Origin of the sequence: Neorhizobium sp. BT27B (assembly GCF_050455485.1) — a bacterium.
In the GTDB taxonomy this organism is placed as follows: Bacteria; Pseudomonadota; Alphaproteobacteria; order Rhizobiales; family Rhizobiaceae; genus Neorhizobium.
Genome location: NZ_JBCIYT010000003.1, coordinates 551,734 through 568,468 on the forward strand (window position 1 = coordinate 551,734; position 16,735 = coordinate 568,468).

General features: G+C 59.2%; 26 protein-coding genes and 1 tRNA gene. 17 read left to right on the plus strand and 10 right to left on the minus strand.

Features of this window, described 5'->3' with window-relative positions:
- Positions 1–8 precede the first annotated feature (8 nt).
- The 4 genes from AAIH70_RS11385 (at position 9) to sufA (ending at position 1,537) form a co-directional block, all read left to right on the plus strand.
- Positions 9–383, plus strand: a complete 375-nt coding sequence (locus AAIH70_RS11385) for an SUF system Fe-S cluster assembly protein (protein WP_112729364.1) — start codon at positions 9–11, stop codon at positions 381–383.
- A 56-nt stretch (positions 384–439) separates the two neighbouring features.
- Positions 440–769, plus strand: a complete 330-nt coding sequence (locus AAIH70_RS11390; protein WP_132272341.1) for a hypothetical protein — start codon at positions 440–442, stop codon at positions 767–769.
- Positions 766–1,056 carry a type II toxin-antitoxin system RelE/ParE family toxin gene (locus AAIH70_RS11395; protein WP_132272342.1) on the plus strand — a complete coding sequence of 97 codons (291 nt, stop codon included), beginning with the start codon at positions 766–768 and terminating at the stop codon, positions 1,054–1,056. Before AAIH70_RS11390 ends, AAIH70_RS11395 begins: the two co-directional genes overlap by 4 nt.
- An 88-nt stretch (positions 1,057–1,144) precedes the next feature.
- Complete coding sequence (sufA, locus tag AAIH70_RS11400; RefSeq protein WP_132272343.1) at positions 1,145–1,537, plus strand: Fe-S cluster assembly scaffold SufA; 393 nt, start codon at positions 1,145–1,147, stop codon at positions 1,535–1,537.
- 51 nt (positions 1,538–1,588) lie between these two features.
- On the opposite strand, the gene AAIH70_RS11405 is transcribed toward sufA, so the two are convergent.
- From AAIH70_RS11405 to AAIH70_RS11415, 3 genes are read right to left on the minus strand one after another with little or no spacing between them, the layout of a single operon-like run.
- On the minus strand, positions 1,589–2,794 hold the full coding sequence (locus AAIH70_RS11405) for an ABC transporter permease (RefSeq protein WP_132272344.1): 1,206 nt from the start codon (positions 2,792–2,794) through the stop codon (positions 1,589–1,591).
- On the minus strand, positions 2,784–3,500 hold the full coding sequence (locus AAIH70_RS11410) for an ABC transporter ATP-binding protein (protein ID WP_132272345.1): 717 nt from the start codon (positions 3,498–3,500) through the stop codon (positions 2,784–2,786). Before AAIH70_RS11410 ends, AAIH70_RS11405 begins: the two co-directional genes overlap by 11 nt.
- A 6-nt stretch (positions 3,501–3,506) precedes the next feature.
- Positions 3,507–4,811 carry an efflux RND transporter periplasmic adaptor subunit gene (locus AAIH70_RS11415; protein WP_430034069.1) on the minus strand — a complete coding sequence of 435 codons (1,305 nt, stop codon included), beginning with the start codon at positions 4,809–4,811 and terminating at the stop codon, positions 3,507–3,509.
- A gap of 206 nt (positions 4,812–5,017) precedes the next feature.
- Between AAIH70_RS11415 and AAIH70_RS11420 the strand changes: the two genes are divergently transcribed.
- On the plus strand, positions 5,018–5,278 hold the full coding sequence (locus tag AAIH70_RS11420) for a DUF2171 domain-containing protein (protein WP_430034071.1): 261 nt from the start codon (positions 5,018–5,020) through the stop codon (positions 5,276–5,278).
- Between the two features lie 103 nt (positions 5,279–5,381).
- A tRNA-Lys gene (locus AAIH70_RS11425) sits at positions 5,382–5,457 on the plus strand.
- Positions 5,458–5,590: 133 nt separating this feature from the next.
- Here AAIH70_RS11425 and AAIH70_RS11430 read toward each other — a convergent pair.
- The 7 genes from AAIH70_RS11430 to AAIH70_RS11460 form a co-directional block, all read right to left on the minus strand.
- Positions 5,591–6,649: a tyrosine-type recombinase/integrase gene (locus AAIH70_RS11430; RefSeq protein ID WP_430034073.1), complete on the minus strand. Its 1,059-nt coding sequence runs from the start codon at positions 6,647–6,649 to the stop codon at positions 5,591–5,593.
- A complete protein-coding gene (locus AAIH70_RS11435; RefSeq protein ID WP_430034075.1) occupies positions 6,591–6,887 on the minus strand; it encodes a helix-turn-helix transcriptional regulator in 297 nt (98 codons plus the stop codon). The genes AAIH70_RS11430 and AAIH70_RS11435 overlap by 59 nt, the downstream gene beginning before the upstream one ends.
- Before the next feature lie 283 nt (positions 6,888–7,170).
- Complete coding sequence (locus tag AAIH70_RS11440) at positions 7,171–7,602, minus strand: hypothetical protein (protein WP_430034077.1); 432 nt, start codon at positions 7,600–7,602, stop codon at positions 7,171–7,173.
- Positions 7,599–8,720, minus strand: coding sequence for a hypothetical protein (locus AAIH70_RS11445; RefSeq protein ID WP_430034078.1), 1,122 nt, complete (start codon positions 8,718–8,720; stop codon positions 7,599–7,601). Before AAIH70_RS11445 ends, AAIH70_RS11440 begins: the two co-directional genes overlap by 4 nt.
- Positions 8,720–8,992, minus strand: coding sequence for a hypothetical protein (locus AAIH70_RS11450; RefSeq protein ID WP_132272351.1), 273 nt, complete (start codon positions 8,990–8,992; stop codon positions 8,720–8,722). The genes AAIH70_RS11445 and AAIH70_RS11450 overlap by 1 nt, the downstream gene beginning before the upstream one ends.
- Before the next feature lie 36 nt (positions 8,993–9,028).
- A complete protein-coding gene (locus AAIH70_RS11455) occupies positions 9,029–9,205 on the minus strand; it encodes a hypothetical protein (protein ID WP_430034080.1) in 177 nt (58 codons plus the stop codon).
- A gap of 309 nt (positions 9,206–9,514) precedes the next feature.
- Entirely contained in the window at positions 9,515–10,252 is a 738-nt protein-coding gene (locus AAIH70_RS11460; protein ID WP_430034083.1) for a LexA family transcriptional regulator, read from the minus strand.
- Between the two features lie 755 nt (positions 10,253–11,007).
- On the opposite strand from AAIH70_RS11460, the gene AAIH70_RS11465 reads away from it, so the two are divergent.
- The 11 genes from AAIH70_RS11465 to AAIH70_RS11515 all read left to right on the plus strand — a co-directional run bounded on the left by AAIH70_RS11465 (position 11,008) and on the right by AAIH70_RS11515 (position 16,708).
- Positions 11,008–11,337: a hypothetical protein gene (locus tag AAIH70_RS11465; protein WP_430034085.1), complete on the plus strand. Its 330-nt coding sequence runs from the start codon at positions 11,008–11,010 to the stop codon at positions 11,335–11,337.
- Positions 11,334–11,630, plus strand: coding sequence for a hypothetical protein (locus tag AAIH70_RS11470; RefSeq protein WP_430034087.1), 297 nt, complete (start codon positions 11,334–11,336; stop codon positions 11,628–11,630). The genes AAIH70_RS11465 and AAIH70_RS11470 overlap by 4 nt, the downstream gene beginning before the upstream one ends.
- Positions 11,590–12,831: a hypothetical protein gene (locus tag AAIH70_RS11475; protein WP_430034089.1), complete on the plus strand. Its 1,242-nt coding sequence runs from the start codon at positions 11,590–11,592 to the stop codon at positions 12,829–12,831. The genes AAIH70_RS11470 and AAIH70_RS11475 overlap by 41 nt, the downstream gene beginning before the upstream one ends.
- A gap of 65 nt (positions 12,832–12,896) precedes the next feature.
- A complete protein-coding gene (locus tag AAIH70_RS11480; protein ID WP_430034091.1) occupies positions 12,897–13,100 on the plus strand; it encodes a hypothetical protein in 204 nt (67 codons plus the stop codon).
- A complete protein-coding gene (locus tag AAIH70_RS11485; RefSeq protein WP_430034093.1) occupies positions 13,097–13,339 on the plus strand; it encodes a hypothetical protein in 243 nt (80 codons plus the stop codon). Before AAIH70_RS11480 ends, AAIH70_RS11485 begins: the two co-directional genes overlap by 4 nt.
- Positions 13,336–13,515 (plus strand): hypothetical protein, encoded by a 180-nt coding sequence (locus AAIH70_RS11490; RefSeq protein ID WP_430034095.1) that lies wholly within the window; start codon positions 13,336–13,338, stop codon positions 13,513–13,515. The genes AAIH70_RS11485 and AAIH70_RS11490 overlap by 4 nt, the downstream gene beginning before the upstream one ends.
- 131 nt (positions 13,516–13,646) lie before the next feature.
- The gene (locus AAIH70_RS11495; RefSeq protein WP_430034097.1) at positions 13,647–14,417 is read left to right on the plus strand and encodes an ATP-binding protein; all 771 of its coding nucleotides are present in this window, start codon (positions 13,647–13,649) and stop codon (positions 14,415–14,417) included.
- Positions 14,418–14,773: 356 nt separating this feature from the next.
- Entirely contained in the window at positions 14,774–15,052 is a 279-nt protein-coding gene (locus tag AAIH70_RS11500) for an HNH endonuclease (RefSeq protein ID WP_430034099.1), read from the plus strand.
- A 10-nt stretch (positions 15,053–15,062) separates the two neighbouring features.
- On the plus strand, positions 15,063–15,206 hold the full coding sequence (locus tag AAIH70_RS11505) for a hypothetical protein (RefSeq protein ID WP_430034101.1): 144 nt from the start codon (positions 15,063–15,065) through the stop codon (positions 15,204–15,206).
- A gap of 26 nt (positions 15,207–15,232) precedes the next feature.
- Positions 15,233–15,820: a DUF669 domain-containing protein gene (locus AAIH70_RS11510; RefSeq protein WP_430034103.1), complete on the plus strand. Its 588-nt coding sequence runs from the start codon at positions 15,233–15,235 to the stop codon at positions 15,818–15,820.
- Between the two features lie 54 nt (positions 15,821–15,874).
- The gene (locus tag AAIH70_RS11515) at positions 15,875–16,708 is read left to right on the plus strand and encodes a hypothetical protein (RefSeq protein WP_430034105.1); all 834 of its coding nucleotides are present in this window, start codon (positions 15,875–15,877) and stop codon (positions 16,706–16,708) included.
- The last annotated feature ends 27 nt before the right edge of the window (positions 16,709–16,735 follow it).

Genomic DNA, 16,735 nt, shown 5'->3' on the forward strand with positions numbered 1-16,735 from the left:
TTGAGGCCATGGACCAGGATATACCGAAGTGGGATGCCCGCGAAGGCATCATCGATTCCGCCATTCCCGCGGATGAACTGGAACGACTTTCCGACGACATCATCGCGGCACTGAAAACCGTCTATGATCCGGAAATCCCGGCCGACATTTTTGAGCTCGGGTTGATCTACAAGATCGATATCGAGGACGACCGCATGGTGAAGATCGCCATGACGCTGACGGCACCGGGTTGCCCGGTTGCCGGCGAAATGCCGGGCTGGGTTGAAAATGCTGTCGGCGCGGTTGAAGGCGTGTCGGGCGTCGAGGTGGAAATGACGTTTGATCCGCCGTGGACACCGGAGCGCATGTCGGAAGAGGCGCAGGTGGCTGTCGGATGGTATTGATCGGCTGATTGTCAGCAGTCGACTCATCGACTAAAATTGCGGCAGGAGGCCTTGCAATGGACGATAGCCAGCGAGTTACAGTCGATATCTCCGCAGACTTGATGGCCGCAGTGAAAGAGGCTGTCGATGCCGGCCTCTATACGTCTGCCGATGAAATTATAAACGATGCACTGGCTGTTTGGCATGAAAGCCAAACACAAAATATGCTTTGGGCACCGCCCGGAACTGAATGTTCTGCAGAAGAGCATGACCGTTGGTTCCGTGCGGAAGTTCAGAAGACTTTGGCCGGTCTTGCCGATGGCACGGTCGGCATTGTTGACGATGATGAGCATAAGAAGAGGCGCGACCAACGGCTTGCCATCATCCGAGCCAGAGCTGCGGGATGAGGCACATTCGATGGTCTACTGCTGCGGAAGCAGATTTTGACGAGATCATCACATTTATCGCTGCTGCAAACCACGTTGCGGCGGAAAAAATTGAACAACTGATTGAAGACCGGGTTGATCGCCTGCGCGATTTCCCGAATCTCGGACGCATAGGAAAACCGGAGAATACCCGCGAGCTTCTGATCATTGGTACACCGTATTTCGCCGTATACATATTGGACAGCGATCCGTTGGTTCTCCGTATTTTACATGGAGCGCAGCGCTGGCCACCCACCGATCCGGAATAACCTCCGCTTGTTTTGCAAAAGCGCAAACATTAGATATGACGGCATAACCGTCGGGCCTTGAACCCGGATGTGCAAGGAGAATGAGCCGATGGGCTTTGCAGTGATGACGATGACCGAAGCCGCAGCGGCGCGTGTGAACGCGATCGTTGGCAATTCCGGACCGGATGCCCAAGGCATTCGCGTGGGGATCAAGAAGGGCGGTTGCGCAGGGATGGAATATACCATCGATCTCGTCACCGAGGCGAATGCCAAGGACGATCTGGTCGAATTCGGCGGTGCAAAGGTCTGGATCGAACCGTCTGCGGTTCTTTATCTCCTCGGCACGCAGATGGATTTCGAGCAGACGCAGATGCGCTCGGGCTTCATATTCGTCAACCCGAACCAGACGTCGGCCTGCGGCTGCGGCGAATCGGTGGAGTTGAAGCCGGCCGATCTGGCAGCCTTGGCCAAAAGCCGTGAAGGCCAGGCGTCTGCCGTCTGAGGCCTGTCTCCAATCCGCACGAGATATTTAAAGGGCCATCGCGGCCCTTTTCTATTCGTGGCGCAGCGCCTCGATGGGGTTGAGTTGCGCCGCACGGCGGGCCGGAAAATAGCCGAAAACCATGCCGATGGCGGCAGAAAATGCGAAGGCAAGCGCGATGATCGTCGGGCTCGGCACGAAGGGCACGTTGAGGTAGGTCACGACACCGTAGGCGAGCGCCACGCCGGTGAGAATGCCGGTCGCACCGCCGAACACGGACAGCATTACCGCCTCCACCAGAAACTGGGTCAGCACCTGCCGCTCGACGGCGCCGATCGCCAGCCGGATGCCGATCTCCCGCGTTCGTTCCGTCACCGAAACAAGCATGATGTTCATGATGCCGATGCCGCCGACCAGAAGGCTGACGGCGGCGACCGCGCCGAGGAGGCCGGTGAGAAGCACGGTCGTTCCCGTCATGGCCGAGGCGATCTGGGTCATGTCGTTGACGGAAAAATCGTCGTCGCGGCCAATGGCGATGCGGCGACGTTCGCGCAGCAGGTTCTGGACATCCGTCTGCACCTTGGCGGTGGATATGCCCTCCTGTGCGGACAGCGTGATGGAACTGATGGTCGTGGTGCCGCCGATTCGTCTTTGGTGCAGTTTCAGCGGCATGATCACGGTGTCATCCTGATCGTCGCCCATGCCGGACTGGCCCTTGGCGCTGAGGACGCCGACCACCGGACAGGCGATGTTGCTGACGCGGATCGTCTGACCGACGGGATTGGCGGCGCCGAACAGTTCCTTGCGGAGTGTTTCACCGATTATGCAGGCTGCCTGGCTGCCACGGTCCTCTGTCGGCTCGAAATTGCGGCCAAGCGCCATATCCCAGTCCTGTGCCACCAGATAATCATTGGTGGTGCCGATGACGCTGGAGGAATGGTTCTGGCCGCCGGCGATCACGGTGGCTGTGCCGCGATTGACCGGGGCGACGGCGCGCAAGCCGCTGATCTGTGAACGCATCGCCTCCACGTCGGCATCGGTAAATCGTTTCGCCTCCGAACTGGCGCGTCCCGGTCCCCACTGACCCGGCCGTACGAACAATGTGTTGGTGCCGAGCCGTGACAGCTCCTGTTTCACCTGCGCAGTGGTGCCGTTGCCGATCGTGACCATGGCGATGACGGCAGCAACGCCGATGACGACACCGAGTACGGTGAGGAAAGAGCGCAAGAGGTTGCGGCTGATGGCACGCCAGGCGAGCTTTGCCGTTTCAAAGAACATGGTTCGCCTCGCTTGCCTGTTGCTCGTCGGCGACGAGATGACCATCAGTGAAGCGCAGCAGGCGCTTGGCGTAGGCGGCGATATCCTCCTCGTGGGTGACCATGATGACGGTGATTCCCTGATCGCGGTTGAGGCCGGTGATCAGGTCCATGATCTCCCCGCTGGTGCGGGTGTCGAGATTGCCGGTCGGTTCATCCGCCAGCAGCACTGCCGGGCTGGTGACTATGGCGCGAGCGATGGCCACGCGCTGCTGCTGGCCGCCTGACAGTTCCTGCGTCGTGTGGCCTTCGCGGCCTTTCAGGCCCACCTGTTCGAGCGCCTGCATGGCAAGCTGGCGCCGGTGTTTTGCATCCATGCCGCGATAGACCAGCGGCAGTTCGACATTTTCTACCGCAGACGTGCGGGCAAGAAGGTTAAAACCCTGGAAAACGAAGCCGAGCATGTGGCGGCGCAGCAGCGTCAATTGTTCGCGCCCGAAGCCGGACGTGGAAATGCCCTGAAACAGATAGTCGCCGGCTGAGGGCGTATCGAGACAGCCGAGAATGTTCATCGCTGTCGATTTGCCCGAACCGGAAGGGCCCATAATGGCCACGAACTCACCGGTGCGGATGGACAGGTCGATATGGTCGAGCGCGCGGATTGTCGCTTCCCCGCGACCGTAAAATTTCGAGACCTTTCGGAATTCTATGAGCGGGGCATCTGTCATGGCGGCTCAGCCGTTGCGGGCGGTTGCGTCGGTGATGACGAGATCGCCTTGCTTGAGTTCGCCGGATTTCACCTCGGTAAATCGGCCATCGGTTGCCCCGGTCGTCACGCGGGCACGCTGAGGGGCACCGTCGCGCAGAACCCACACGGTGCGGGTACCGTCACGTTGCGCTGCCTCGCCACCTTGCCCGGGATTGCCGCGAGGGCGGCGTGGCGGGCTGAACAGGCGCGTCAGCGGATTGCCGCCACGCGCGCCCTGCTGCATCGGCGGCGAATAACGCAGCGCGGCATTGGGCACGAGCAAAGTGTCTTGCAACGCTTCGACGGTAATATCGGCCGTCGCCGTCATGCCCGGACGCAGAAGCATATCGGCATTGTCGACGGTCAGAATAGCCTTGTACGTCACGACATTGTTGACTGTTTCGGAGGCGAAACGCACCGCCTCGATCCGTGCCGGAAACTTTCGGTTGGGATAGGCATCGACAGAAAACGTGGCGTCCAGCCCCTCGCGGACCTGGCCGACATCGGCCTCATCCACCGAGACCTGCAACTCCATGCGCTTGAGATCGCCGGCAATGGTGAACAGGACGGGGGCATTGAGCGAGGAGGCGACGGTGGCACCGGGATCGACATCGCGGGTAAGCACGGTCCCGTCGATCGGTGAGAGGATTTTCAGCTTGGACAGGTTGATTTCGGCAAGCCGCAGATTGGCCTGTGCCGACAGCACCGTGGCTTCGTTGACCGACCTGGTGGCCTCGGCCGATTCGTATGCATAACGCGCCGCGTCGAGATCCTGTTGGCTGGAGATGCGGTTGTTAACGAGACCGGTCAGGCGATCGAGCGATACTTTTGCAGACGCGAGCTCGGCATCAGCCTTCAGCACATTGGCTTTTGCGGAGGCGAGCTGGGCGCGTGCGCTCTGCACGTCGGCTTCCTGCTTGTTGGTGTCGAGTTCGAGCAGCACGTCGCCGGCTTTCACCGCGCTGTTATAGGTGACGTTGACCTTGCGCACGGTGCCCGACAATTCGCTCGAAACATCGACCTGATCGGTCGGCTGCACCGAACCGGTGGCTGTCACCATCACGGAGAGGTTGCCGTTTTTGAGCGTTTCTGTGCTGTAATCAAAGCGCGGACCAGTGCCCGCATAATAGCTGTAGCCAGCATAACCGCCGCCAAGAAGAATCACCAGTGCCAGCGGCCAGACGAGCCGGCGCGAACGCTTTTTCCCGCTGCCGGATTGCGCGAGAATGGCGGCGAGGTCTGGCGCGCCTGCGGTTCTTCCGGCCGGATCCGGCTTGTTGGAAATGTTCACCACGATCCTCCCTGTCGGCTTCTGCTCGCGATTGAACCCATTCGCGTGACATGCTGCGTGCACTTTCAGCTTTTGCATGACATGGGGCAGGGGCGAAACCTAGTGAATTCTAGGTAAGTTTTGCGGGATCGGACGTGGATACGCCACATGATGCATCCTTCCGCCGGCTGCTGCGTTGTCATCGCGCAAATGCAAAGGAGATCGTCATGATCAACGCCAGAGACATTCGTGAGCATGCAGAAATCATCGGCGCGGACGGTGCTCACGTGGGCACGGTCGATCGCGTGGAAGGCAATCGAATCAAGCTGACCAAGAAAGATAGCGGTGAGGGCAGCCATGAAGGCCATCATCACTTCGTCTCATTGGGCCTCGTGGCCGACGTTGAGGGTGGAATTGTGCGACTTTCCGCCAATGCGGATGCCGCCGTGCTGTTCGAAGAAGAAGAAAACGGCAAGTCCGTTCATTAAAGTGCGGGAAAGATGAAATTTTTGCAGAAAACCCGGGTTGACCACCGGGGTTCGCCTGCATATGTTCCGCCCACTTTCGGGGCGCGGATTGACGCGCCCTTGGGAGAGCGTAGCTCAGCCGGTAGAGCAACTGACTTTTAATCAGTAGGTCCAGGGTTCGAACCCCTGCGCTCTCACCACAATTTCAACCACTTAGCGGGTCTATCCTCTTGGTCGGTTTGCAGAAATTGATGGTGGTTTGCAAAAATCGTTCTTCGAACGTTCTAGCGATACAACCAGAACAAGAGAAAGCCCGCTCGATGCGGGCTTCTTTTATTTCTGGGTCTTGGCAGCCTCAAAGGATTCGAGTTTGGCGATCGCCTGTTCAGCAAGCGTCGTCTTGCCGCCGAGGTAGTGGGTGTCGAGAATCGATTCGACATCCTTGAGGCTGTGGCCAGTGATGGACGCAATCTGCGCTGTCGAGCAGCCGGCAATCGCAAGCCTCGTGACCGCGGTCCCTCGAAGGTCATGGAATGTGAGGTCCGCGCAGCCAGCCTTGTTCTTTGCTTTCGACCAGCTGGTGTTGAACCCATCTTTTGTCCAAGGCCGCTTGTGTTTCATGCTGGTGAGGATCACCGGCGAGATGTGAGGCATGCCGTCCAGGAGCGTCTTCAGCGGACCGCCTATCGGGATCTTCACGCGGGCGCCTGTCTTGCTCTGCTTCACCTTGATCGAGGAGCCGTCGTAATCGCTCCACGGAGCCGTCAGGAGGTCGCCCTTACGCTGGCCGGTCCATAGAGCCATTACCACCGCCGCTTTGATCTCAGCCGACGCTATGGCGAAAAGCGCCTCAAGCTTGTCGTCAGTCCATATGTTCTCCGTCCGGTCGGCGCTGTAGAGCCTGCCGCCGCGTTCCGCGAGGTTGATTGTGATACGGCCGCGGTCCTTTGCGCACGAGAGGACGCGTGCGAGCACCGACCAGGCTAGATCCGCGGTGCGAGGCCGGTCGGCCATCGTGTCCCGCCATTCCTTGAACTTGCCGCGAGCGCGCTTGTCCTGCAGCATTGGCAACGTCATGTCGCCAAACTCGTCGCGGATCTGGTCCAGGTAGCGATTGTATTCCTTCTGCGTCTTTGGCGCTGTCTTGGTGAAGTCGGCTGACGCCTTGTACTCGGTGATCAGCTTGTTCATGTTTTCGCCGGGCTCCACGAAACGATCCTTGGTCGCCTCGACGAAGGAACGCATCAGAAGCGGATCGCCGGGCTGCAAAGGCCGTCCAGCCTTGTCTTTGAGGAGAGGGCCGCCGCGCCAAGCGTAGCAGTAGGAAATGGTCTTACCGCTTGCGAGGCGCTTTTTTACCGTCGCCAGTCCCTTGAGCTTTTCTCGCGTCACGTTCGCGCTCCCATTTATCGAATTCATCTTCGACGTTGTCGTTTGCGGCCGTCAAGCCGCTGATCTCGTCCAACTTGGCGTCGATCGCTCTTCTGTCCCATTTGCGTGTGCCAGGCACCGCTGGCGGCATTTTGTGGGTGGCCACCCAGAGAGAGAACGTAGACTCGCCGATCCCCAGATAGGCAGCGGCTTCGCGGCGGCCCACGAGGCGAGGGGAGTTGTCGTTGGCAGCGGTCATGTTGTGACCTCGCTGTCGAATACCCGCACCCGCTGCCCAGATGGGACATTGCAAGATCTACGGTATTGCGGCGCGCGCTTCCGGATGTTCCGCTTACAGGCGAACACATCAGAGAAGGAGATAATCATGTTCGTTGACCTAATCGACAAAACGAATGAAGTCATCCGGCGCTTGAGGCTCGTCCAAATAGCTGTGGAAGACATCAAGGACAGAGAGCAAGCCGATGCGCTGCACGAAGGTGCATATTTGACGTCTGCGGCGCTCGAAGAGTTAAAGGAGCAACTCATAGCTTGCCGCTCCGAGGGGAGCCTTGGGCGGTAGTTGGGGTACCCGTCGCCCTCGATTGGGGTGATGGGCTTTCTGCTTCCAAGGCGAGACGCAGCATTGCGGCGCATTCCTCGAAGGCCAAGCGCCGGCCGCGATAGTAGTCGTTGTGAGCCCGCTGGACGTCTGACACGCCGACAATACCCCCGCCGTCGCTGAGCTTGGACTTGAGGATTGCAAGAACACGCTCGAGCCCGCGTTTCTCGTCTTCGCTTCTGGGGGTGAGCGGAGCCCAGCAAGACCTCCACTGCTTATAGAAGTGGTCGCGCTCACCCTGGAGGTGCTCGATCGCGTCTGCGGCTTCGTCCATAAGCGGCTGATACCCATACGATGGCCGAGTTCTGACGCGCAGCCGATCAACGATCTCGGCAAGATTTGTGTTGCTGGTCATGGCTTAACCTCCGAAGCTGCGAGTGCTGCCCGCGCCGCCTCGTCGAGTGTTTTCCCGAAACCGAGAATGTCGCCGGTCTGATGCGGGACGATGCCTATCAGATCCCGATAAGGCTTCATGTCGATGGAGCCGGATTTGCCGGGAAGGCGAACCAGCCATTGCGATGGGCAATTCGGGTTGTGCTGAATGGCAAACGTCAGCTTCAAAAGATCTTCTGGCACACCCGCCACATGGTTTTCGGGCGCGGGTATTGAAGCAACATCGAGAGACTCTATTTCTCGTGAGCCATGTACTGTGTTCCGCCGAAGGCCTGCGCCTGGGCTGACCGGTGCGGGCCCTCCTTTCAATTCGCCATTTCGAGCCGCTTCATGACTACTAATGCCGACTGGGTGCGTTACAGCGCTGTTGAGGAAACCGCGAGCGGATGGAGCGTTATCGAAAACGCCACCGGATTGGCCTTCCTTATCGAGGGTGTGCCGATGGTCTTGCTGCGGAAAGACGTCGCTTTCGCTCTGGCGCGAACGCTCAACGAAGTCGCGACCAAAGGAATAACTGTCCATTGATGCTTCCTGCGGCAGCGATTTCCCGCTCTGAGTGCTGCCGAGCTTATTAACATCTGCTGATATGTAGTGATCGGAAGGGCGATCCGTTAAAGACGCGCCGTCGCAAGCGCTTTTGGCATCTGCGTCCTCGGAAGGTCGGCGCACCCCTATTGCTGGCCTTCCATCCACCTGATGCTCGGGTGGAACCATAACTCCCTGAGAGCCTTGTAGAGCGGGCTCGTACCTGCTCATCGAGTCTAGAGGCTGGTCGCTGCCCCCGCGATCAGCCTTTGATGCGGCCATAGGTGTCTGGGGTGCGGGTGTCATCCAGTCAGCTTTTTGGCACAATCCAGCAAATTCGTCGCGATCTTGAAAGCCCACGCAATTGCCAACGGCTAAGCTCGGGTCTCCTCCTGGCTTTGCAATCGGGAGGTCGGACGCATGTTCCCCGAATTTCGAGATAGGGGTGGCAAACGTCTGGGCTGTCGCCTCGACTTTGGAAATAGAGGCGGCAGCCAGATCACTATCAGCTGAAGCAGGAGCGGCCGAAGCCGCCCCCTTGATATCCGCGCGCATCAGGCTGCCCGCCGGCGCTGCTGATGGCCGTTGTCGTTTGCCGCACGCGGTGCGACTGTGCCGCTGGCAACGCGCAGCGCGCAGGCAATCACCCGGTGGCGGCTACCACGACGGCGTGGCGCCTCATGCCATTTGGCGACCTGTGCAAGCACGGCCGGCGTGTTGGTGTCAGGGGAAAGGTTGGCGATGACCTGCAGGGTGTCTTCCTGCGTGGTCGGAGTGAAGTCGTTGTGGAACTGCTGGGCAAGCTTCTTCGCTTCATGCTGTCTCATGATGGTCTCCTTCTGGTGGTGGTTGGTTGGTGGCGGTTAGATCTTCGCGAGTTCCATCGCGCGGTCCCATTCAGCCAGCTGGAAGCCAATGGCGAACGCTAAGGCGACCACGACAAGAGCGAACGTGACCGCCTGCGAAATATCGCGGTGCGTATCGAGCTGGATCTGCTGGATAGGAGTGATGGTGATGCGATTACGATCGCCGGCCGCCATCACGCGACCTCCCGCCTGTTCCAGCGGATTTTGACACGGCGTTCGCCGGTCGGACGACCACGGCGCTTCGCCTTGTGGTCAGGCCGAGGCATGGGCTCGGCAGAAGATGCGTAGTTTCGCGGGGAGTAGGAGCCCGCCTCATCGTGGTGAATATCTTCGAGGCGGGCTCTTCTTGCTGCGTTTGACATTGCTGTCGTCTCCTCTGTGGTGGTCCGCGGTGGTGACGCGGATCGCATCGGTGGTGCGATGAGGAGAACGTAGATCGTTTACCCGATGGCGTCAACGGGTAAAAATTGTAAATCAGGAATTCTAGTATTTTCCCGCGAGGACGATCGGGTGAACACTGACGACTAGGTCGCGCGCGAATCGCACCTCAATGGCTGGATTGTACTGTTTCAGCACGAGCTCTGTGGTCGTCCAGCCGACAAACTCCTTAACGTACCCGAGAGGGGGGACGTCCTCTGAGGCTGGCTTGATCTGGATAATGACATCGTCACCGCGCCGCGCCGGCTTAGTCGGATGAACGTAAACCGTCTCGCCGGACTTGTAGCGCGGGAACATCGACTCGCCGTCGATATAGACCGCATAGGCATTGCTCACGTTAGACAGTGAAGGCGGGCAGGCGACGTAATCCAGGATGTGGCCATTAAAGCTATATTCCCCATCGATCCCGCCTACGGCTTCGCCAAGCACAGGAATCATGCGCTCCTTGGGATTTGTCGGGATCGGGAGGCCGATTCGCGCTTCAGGAGCATGAGCCACACCGCGATTGCCAGTGCTAAGCCAATTGCCGACAAGGTCGCCGAATGGAATGTCGCCAGAAACCTGGACGCTTTCCTTTCCTGCCTCAGCCATCAGCTCGCGCATCGCGTCTTCGTCGATCTCGAGAACCTCGGCGATTCGCCTCCATTTGCGGGGAGATGCAGTGTTGCCCCGCAGTAGCTCTGACACAGCCTGCTGGCTCATATCGAAAAGGGTAGCCATCTGAGCTTGGCTTAGATTCTTGCGGTCGGCAGCCGCTGCAATAGTCTCGGAAAGTCGTGACATTTAGTTTGCCCTTATTGTTTTTCTTGTGGGTACAACTTTTTTTACAAAAACACAAACAAGTGGGTTGACCCGAAATACAAGATGGTACAAGTTGTGTGTGTCACCGAAGGGCGGAACCATCGGAGACACAAAATGGCGGAATATACAGAAGCCTGCACAATAAGAAGAGCCTTAAGGCCGGAGACTGAAAGAAGCGATCATCCGCACGAGCGGGGGCCGCCACAAAGAAGCCAACCGGGCTATCCGACCCAAGCGGAATAAGACCCTAAGATAGGCCATGCAAATTAGGAGGTTTATTTTGATACAGGAACATAGCGGCAGAAGAGTCAATGAAAAGACGGGGGGCCGGAGAAGAGCCGGCCCGAAAGCCCAACCACCTTAAAAGCAAGCCCGCATGATGCGGGCTTTTCCTTTTTGTAGGAGCAGCAATTCAGGAGGCAATCATGAGAAGATTTCACGCAGATACAAAATAGGACGCGTCCGCAGCGAAGGCTGACGGCGCATTTTTGCGTGTCAGAAACGAAAACGGGACGTTATAGCCCGGCACCACCCGTAAGCCCGTCCCGTTTCAGGACTGATATCAACGGGCACCACACCCTCCTTCAGTCCACAGAGGAGACTACGTTGCCGCAGGCTCGTGCAAACAAATATGCCTGCTACGGCGTAATGTCAACAATCCGCTTGCCAATCGAATTTGCGACCAACAGGTTCGCAACACCCTGACACCACCGGGGTCTTCATACAGAGGAGAATACATGAGCAAGACAGCAATCAACGCTGTGCCGGTCGGAAGACCGCGCGTCATCGACGACGAAACCCTCGGCCAGATTATCGAAATGAAAGAGGCCGGAAACAGCTTCCAGAAGATCGCCGATGCCCTCGGCTACGGCAAGACCACAATCATCGAGGCCATTAACGGCCGCAAGCCGACGCGCCAGGCGCCGGCAAATGACAACCATCCTGATCGCACCACTCGCATGTCCGCACGCAATGGCGGCTGCTCGACGACCTCGGGCATGATGCCGGTCACGCTGCGGCGTATTCCGACTATCGATGGCCCATCGCCGCTGCAGGTGGCAGCATGAGCAGCCAGTGCGATTGCGAGGTTTTCGAGTTCGGCGACAGAGTTCGCTCGATCCAAAATCCCAACCTTTCCGGCCAGATCATTGGCGAGCGCAACTGGTGTGACGAGTATCTTGTCCGCCTTGCTGACGGCGCCAGCACCATCTGGTGGCACTTCGTCGAGATCGAACATGATCCGGAGTTCAATCCGCCGGCGGCCGCCGAACAGCCGGAGACAAGCGACAACGTCATCCACGTGGACTTCACCAAGCCGCGTGCGCTGGATGCCAACACCACCACAGAAGGAGCTGCGTAACATGGGGAAGTTTGAAAAAGGTCAGTACGTCCGCAGAACCAAGGGCAGTTCGCTGCACACTGCTGCTGGGATCCATGAGGCCGGTTTTGTCGGTCAGGTTTCTGCAGTCGAGATTTCGACCTGCGGCGCAGAGCTGCTCTTCACGAACGGCCAGCGCGGCATCGCCGACAAGTATGAGCCGTGGGTGCCAAAGGTCGGTGATCGGGTGACCACCAATATGACCACACGCGTCAATATCGAGCGGCATTGGAACCATCATTTCCGACGTTCCGAAGGCGATATCATCAATGGTGCACTTGTTGTGACCAGTGTTTCGGAAAAAAACACCGGCAGCAATATCGGCCTTAGCAACAAGGAAGGCCGCAGCTTCTTCTTCATGCCCGAATCGACACTGCGACCTGCCGATCCGGCTCCCGCCGCCCTCACCATCGAAGCCGGCAAGTTCTACAAGACGCGCGATGGCCGGAAGGTCGGGCCGATTGTGAAGGCGCAATGTTGCTACGGACCAGATTGGCTGTGGTCGGTTGAGCATCCGTTCGTCGCCTCCTGCGGCAAGGCGTGGCGCGCAGATGGCACCTTCTCGACAGTAGCTGGCCGCTCGGATGAGGCTGACCTCGTTGCCGAATGGGTCGACGAGCCGGCCAGCAATGACAACGGCGGCATCGCCAGTCTGATTGGCAAGTCCGTCACGGTTCAGATCACGAAGCCGAAGTTCGAAGTCGGCGATCGCGTGAATAAAACGGACTGGCAGAGTTACAGCCCGAAGGGATATCTCGTGACACAAATCACGTCGGACAGGCTTTGGCTGGATCCCGGCAATGGGATGGCGCCGGTCAGCTACAAACTGCCGGATGAGGAATTCTGGTTAGTTACAACGAAGCCTGCCACCACCCCCGCCATCGTCGCCCTCATCGAAAACGGCCAGCCTAAGCCGTCGTCCACCCCGCACGTCCATGCCGACGAAGCCAAGGCTGGCAAGGAAGCGGCCCGTCTTGCCGGTGTCTACAAGGGCAAGGAGTTCGGCGTCTTCGTCCTGACCTCGAGTGCCCAGCAGGCCGCACCGGTCTATAAGCACGAATGGCAGCGCCAGGCCGTCGCCGGCAACAAGATCAGTGCGATCAAAGAGCTGCGGGCCGCCAATGACCTGACGCTCAAGGGCGCCAAGGATGCCGTCGAGCACTGGCTCACGACGGCCGCCTAAACCAACCCACCACCATCACCACAGCAAGGCCGTGCGGCTCACCACCGCACGGCGAGAGGAGACCTATGTCCAGACATCGCTCAACGACCAATCCCTACGCTACCAGCCTGACCCGAACCGGCAAGCTGGATATGACCAACCGCAAGCCGTATCGCACGGCTGCCCAGCAGGCTGATGCGCGCGCCACAGCCGTCAAGGTGAATGGCACTTTCGTGTCGAATGCACCGGTCAGCTACCACCGCTCGCCGAAGAAGCAGGTGGCAGCATGAGCAACGTTTTCAACAAGCTCGCCGCGCGCGAATACGTCAACGACGCCAAGCTCGGTCTGCCATCGACCGACCGCGCGCACTTCGACCGCCGCAAGCACCTGATGTCGATCCTTGCCTCCGGCAAAGGCTGGCGCGTCCCGTCCAAGGAGCCGGTCCGTCGCGCTGACGGCACCACGCGAGGCGAACGCAAGCGTGCACTGCGTGAGCGCACCTTTGCTCATCTTCGGGTGGCAGCATGACCAAGTCACCATGGGGCGGTCCGCCCGTCACCGGCACGCCGCTCGATTACGTGCCGATCAGCGCGCCGCTCGGCGCCGGCATCGATATCCCTGACCGACCTTCTCGCCTCGTCGGCTACTCCCTCGTCTTCGGAGCGCTGATCATCGGCGTCCTGCTCGGCGTGGTGCTGGTCTGATGGGCTCGCCATTTAGCTGGATGCCGACGCTCTGCGTGGCAGCCGCTTTCGTCCTGATCTGCTGGATCATCGCCTAACCCAATGCGGCTGGCCACCACCAGCCGCACAGCACCCACCACATCGGAGAAACCATGGCTATCAGCCTTTCATCCCTGAAATCGACGAAAAGAGACGATCCTCCGGTGATCCTGCTCTACGGCGTCGATGGCATCGGCAAAACCAGCCTTGCCGCTGAATTCCCCGACCCGATCTATCTAGCGACCGAAGGCGAGCGCCCGCCGTCGGACGTCGACCTCGTCACGCCCGGCACGATCGAGAGTTTCGACGAGCTGCTCGACATCTTTGGTGAGCTTCTCACCGAGGAGCATGACCGCAAGACCGTCATCCTAGACAGCCTCGACGGCCTCGAGCCGCTCGTCTGGCGCGCCACCTGCCAGCGCATCGGCGTCGCAACCATTGAGGAGCCTGGATACGGACGCGGCTATACCGAGACCGATACCGAATGGAACGAGCTTATGTCGGCCGTCTCGGCTCTGGCAAAGCGAGGAATTTGTGTCGTGATGCTGGCACACCCGGAGATTGTTCGCTTCGACAGCCCGGTGACGGACCCATACAGCCGCTACACCATCAAGCTCCACAAGCGCGCCAATGCGCTCGTCCGCGAGAAATCCGACATCGTCGCTTTCGCCAACTATCGTGTCTCCATCAAGGAGAAGGAAGTCGCGCGGCAGGTAAAGGTCTCGCACGCCGAGGGCGGCAAAGAACGCCAGATCCATCTGGTTGAGGGTGCGGGATTCGTGGCGAAGAACAGGTTCAATATGCCTGATGTCCTTCCTTACAAAAAAGGTCAGGGCTTCACGGAGCTGTCGAAGCACTTCCCTGCACCGAGTGGCGTCCATTAGTGGACTCGGCGGGCGACAACCTTCCTAGCACGAAGGAAGCGGCTAGGGAGGCTGGTATTCGACACTACTTCACCGGACTTCCGTGCAAACGGGGTCACGTCGCTCGCCGATACGCCAGCACCGGACAGTGTACAGACTGCCAGCGTCAGCATCGAAGGGAATGGGCAGCGTCAAATCCCGATAGGGAGCGCGAAAGCAGGTTGGCAAGCCTTAGGAAGTGGACAGCCAAGAATCCGGAACTCAAGCGAGAGTATGCCCGTAGGTCAAATGCCAAACCAGAGGTATCTGCCAACAACGTAAGGCGAGCCCGCAGATGGATAGAGGCAAATCCGGAACGGGCACATGAGATCAGGCTCGTGTCGGATCGGAATCGCCGGGCACTGCGTCGGGGATCTCCTGACACTCACACAGCAAAAGACGTCGCAGACATTCTGCGGCGTCAGAAGTACCGCTGCGCAGAATGCGGCTCGTCGGTGCGAAACAAAACAGAGCGGCATGTCGACCACGTCATGCCGCTATCGCGCGGAGGTTCGAACGGAAAACAGAACCTCCAAGTGCTTTGTCCGCCATGCAATCTGAGGAAGGCAGCAAAGCACCCAATCGACTTCGCCCGAGAACAAGGGCGGCTTATCTAAGGAGGTCCTGATGTTTCTCGGCGGCAATTGGTTTGCCTGGTTCCCGGTTCTTGTCCGCACGTCCAGCGGCAAGCGCATCGCTTGGCTTGAGACGGTGCATCGCGAGCACGTCACCAGCCCCTACGGTAGCGGCCCTTACCGCTACTTCGCCTGACACCACACCACAGAAGGAGACTAAGCATGGCCAAGATTGGCGTAAGAGTTGAAGCCACCGAAGAGAACACGCAGCAGCGCGATTTCTCGAACTTGCCGAACGGCGACTACCAGCTGGAAATCAGCGCCTCCGAGATCAAGGAGAAGAACGAGGGGAGCCGCGACCACAGCATCAACCTCAGCGTGACGATCGACGTCCTCGCGCCGGAAGAGCTCAAGGGCCGCAAGATCTTCTCGAACTACAACCTGCAGCATCCCAATTCGCAGGTGCAGGAAATCGGCCAGCGCCAGTTTGCCTGCCTTCTCCGCTCCCTCGGCATGCAGGACGCGCCGGAGGATTCCGACGAGCTGCACTTCATCTCCTTCTTTGCCCGCATCGGCATGGGCAAGGACAGCAAGGACAAGAACGCTGACGGCTCGCCGAAGTACGCGGCGCGCAACGAGCTGAAGAAATACTTCTACCCCGACGAGGGCAACCTGCCCGAGCCGAAGGTTGACGCCGCCCCGGTGGCTGCGAACGACAATCGTCGTCAGCCTGCGGCTTCGAACGACAACCGTCAGGCGGCACAAGCCGATGCCAAGCCGGCCGCTCGCCGTCCTTGGGGCAATAAGTAACCACCGAATAGCGGGCCGCGACCAACGGCCCGCTGCCACCACAGAGGAGAGACGATGACCAACTACACGGCGGAAGCCGCGAAAATCAGAGAGAAGTGCGATCGTATCGACGGCGCATTCGTGGCAGGTGGCGCGGTTACCAGCGTCTTTACCGGCAAGGATATCAACGACATTGACGTCTACTTCAAGAGCCGCGAGGCTTTCGAGTACGCGGTAGCGCAGGCGTATGACGAGGGCTGGTGGTGTGTTGCGGCAACCAAGCGAGCAGTGACGTTCAGCGATCACGGCGGCGCGCCGATCCAGTTCATGCACTTCGACTTCTTCCCGACGGCGCAGGACATCTTTTCGGCCTTCGACTTTACCGTCGTCATGGGCGCGCTGGATTTCGACACTGGCGAGTTCGTCTTTCACGATGATTTCCTGAAGCACAACTCGCAGCGCTTCCTGCGCTTCCATCCCGGCACACGTTTCCCGCTTGCGTCGGCCACGCGCGTCCTGAAGTACCAGACGCGCGGCTATACCATCGGCAAGGGCGACATCCTCAAGATCGCCCTCGCCAGCAGAAAGGTGAAGATCGATACGTGGGAGGAGTTGAAGGATCAGATCGGCGGCGCTTACGGCGAAAAGGTGGTGCTGGCCGGTGAACATCAAGAGTTCTCTCTTGATGCTGCGATTGAGGCTCTTTCCGTCGATGAGGACGGGAAGGAAAAGTTCATCGCGAACGACAACGAGGAGCAGCCTGGCTCGGCGCGCGGTCTCCACATGAAGATCTCCGCCCTCAACGGCAAGGATTGGGGGGATCTCGACGAAGCCCGTTTCGATGATGACGGTTATCCCGTTGGCTATGAGCCTCCGTCGCGCAAATCTCCATTCTCGTTTGCCGCCTAACCAACCCGCCGCACGGCTCACCACCGT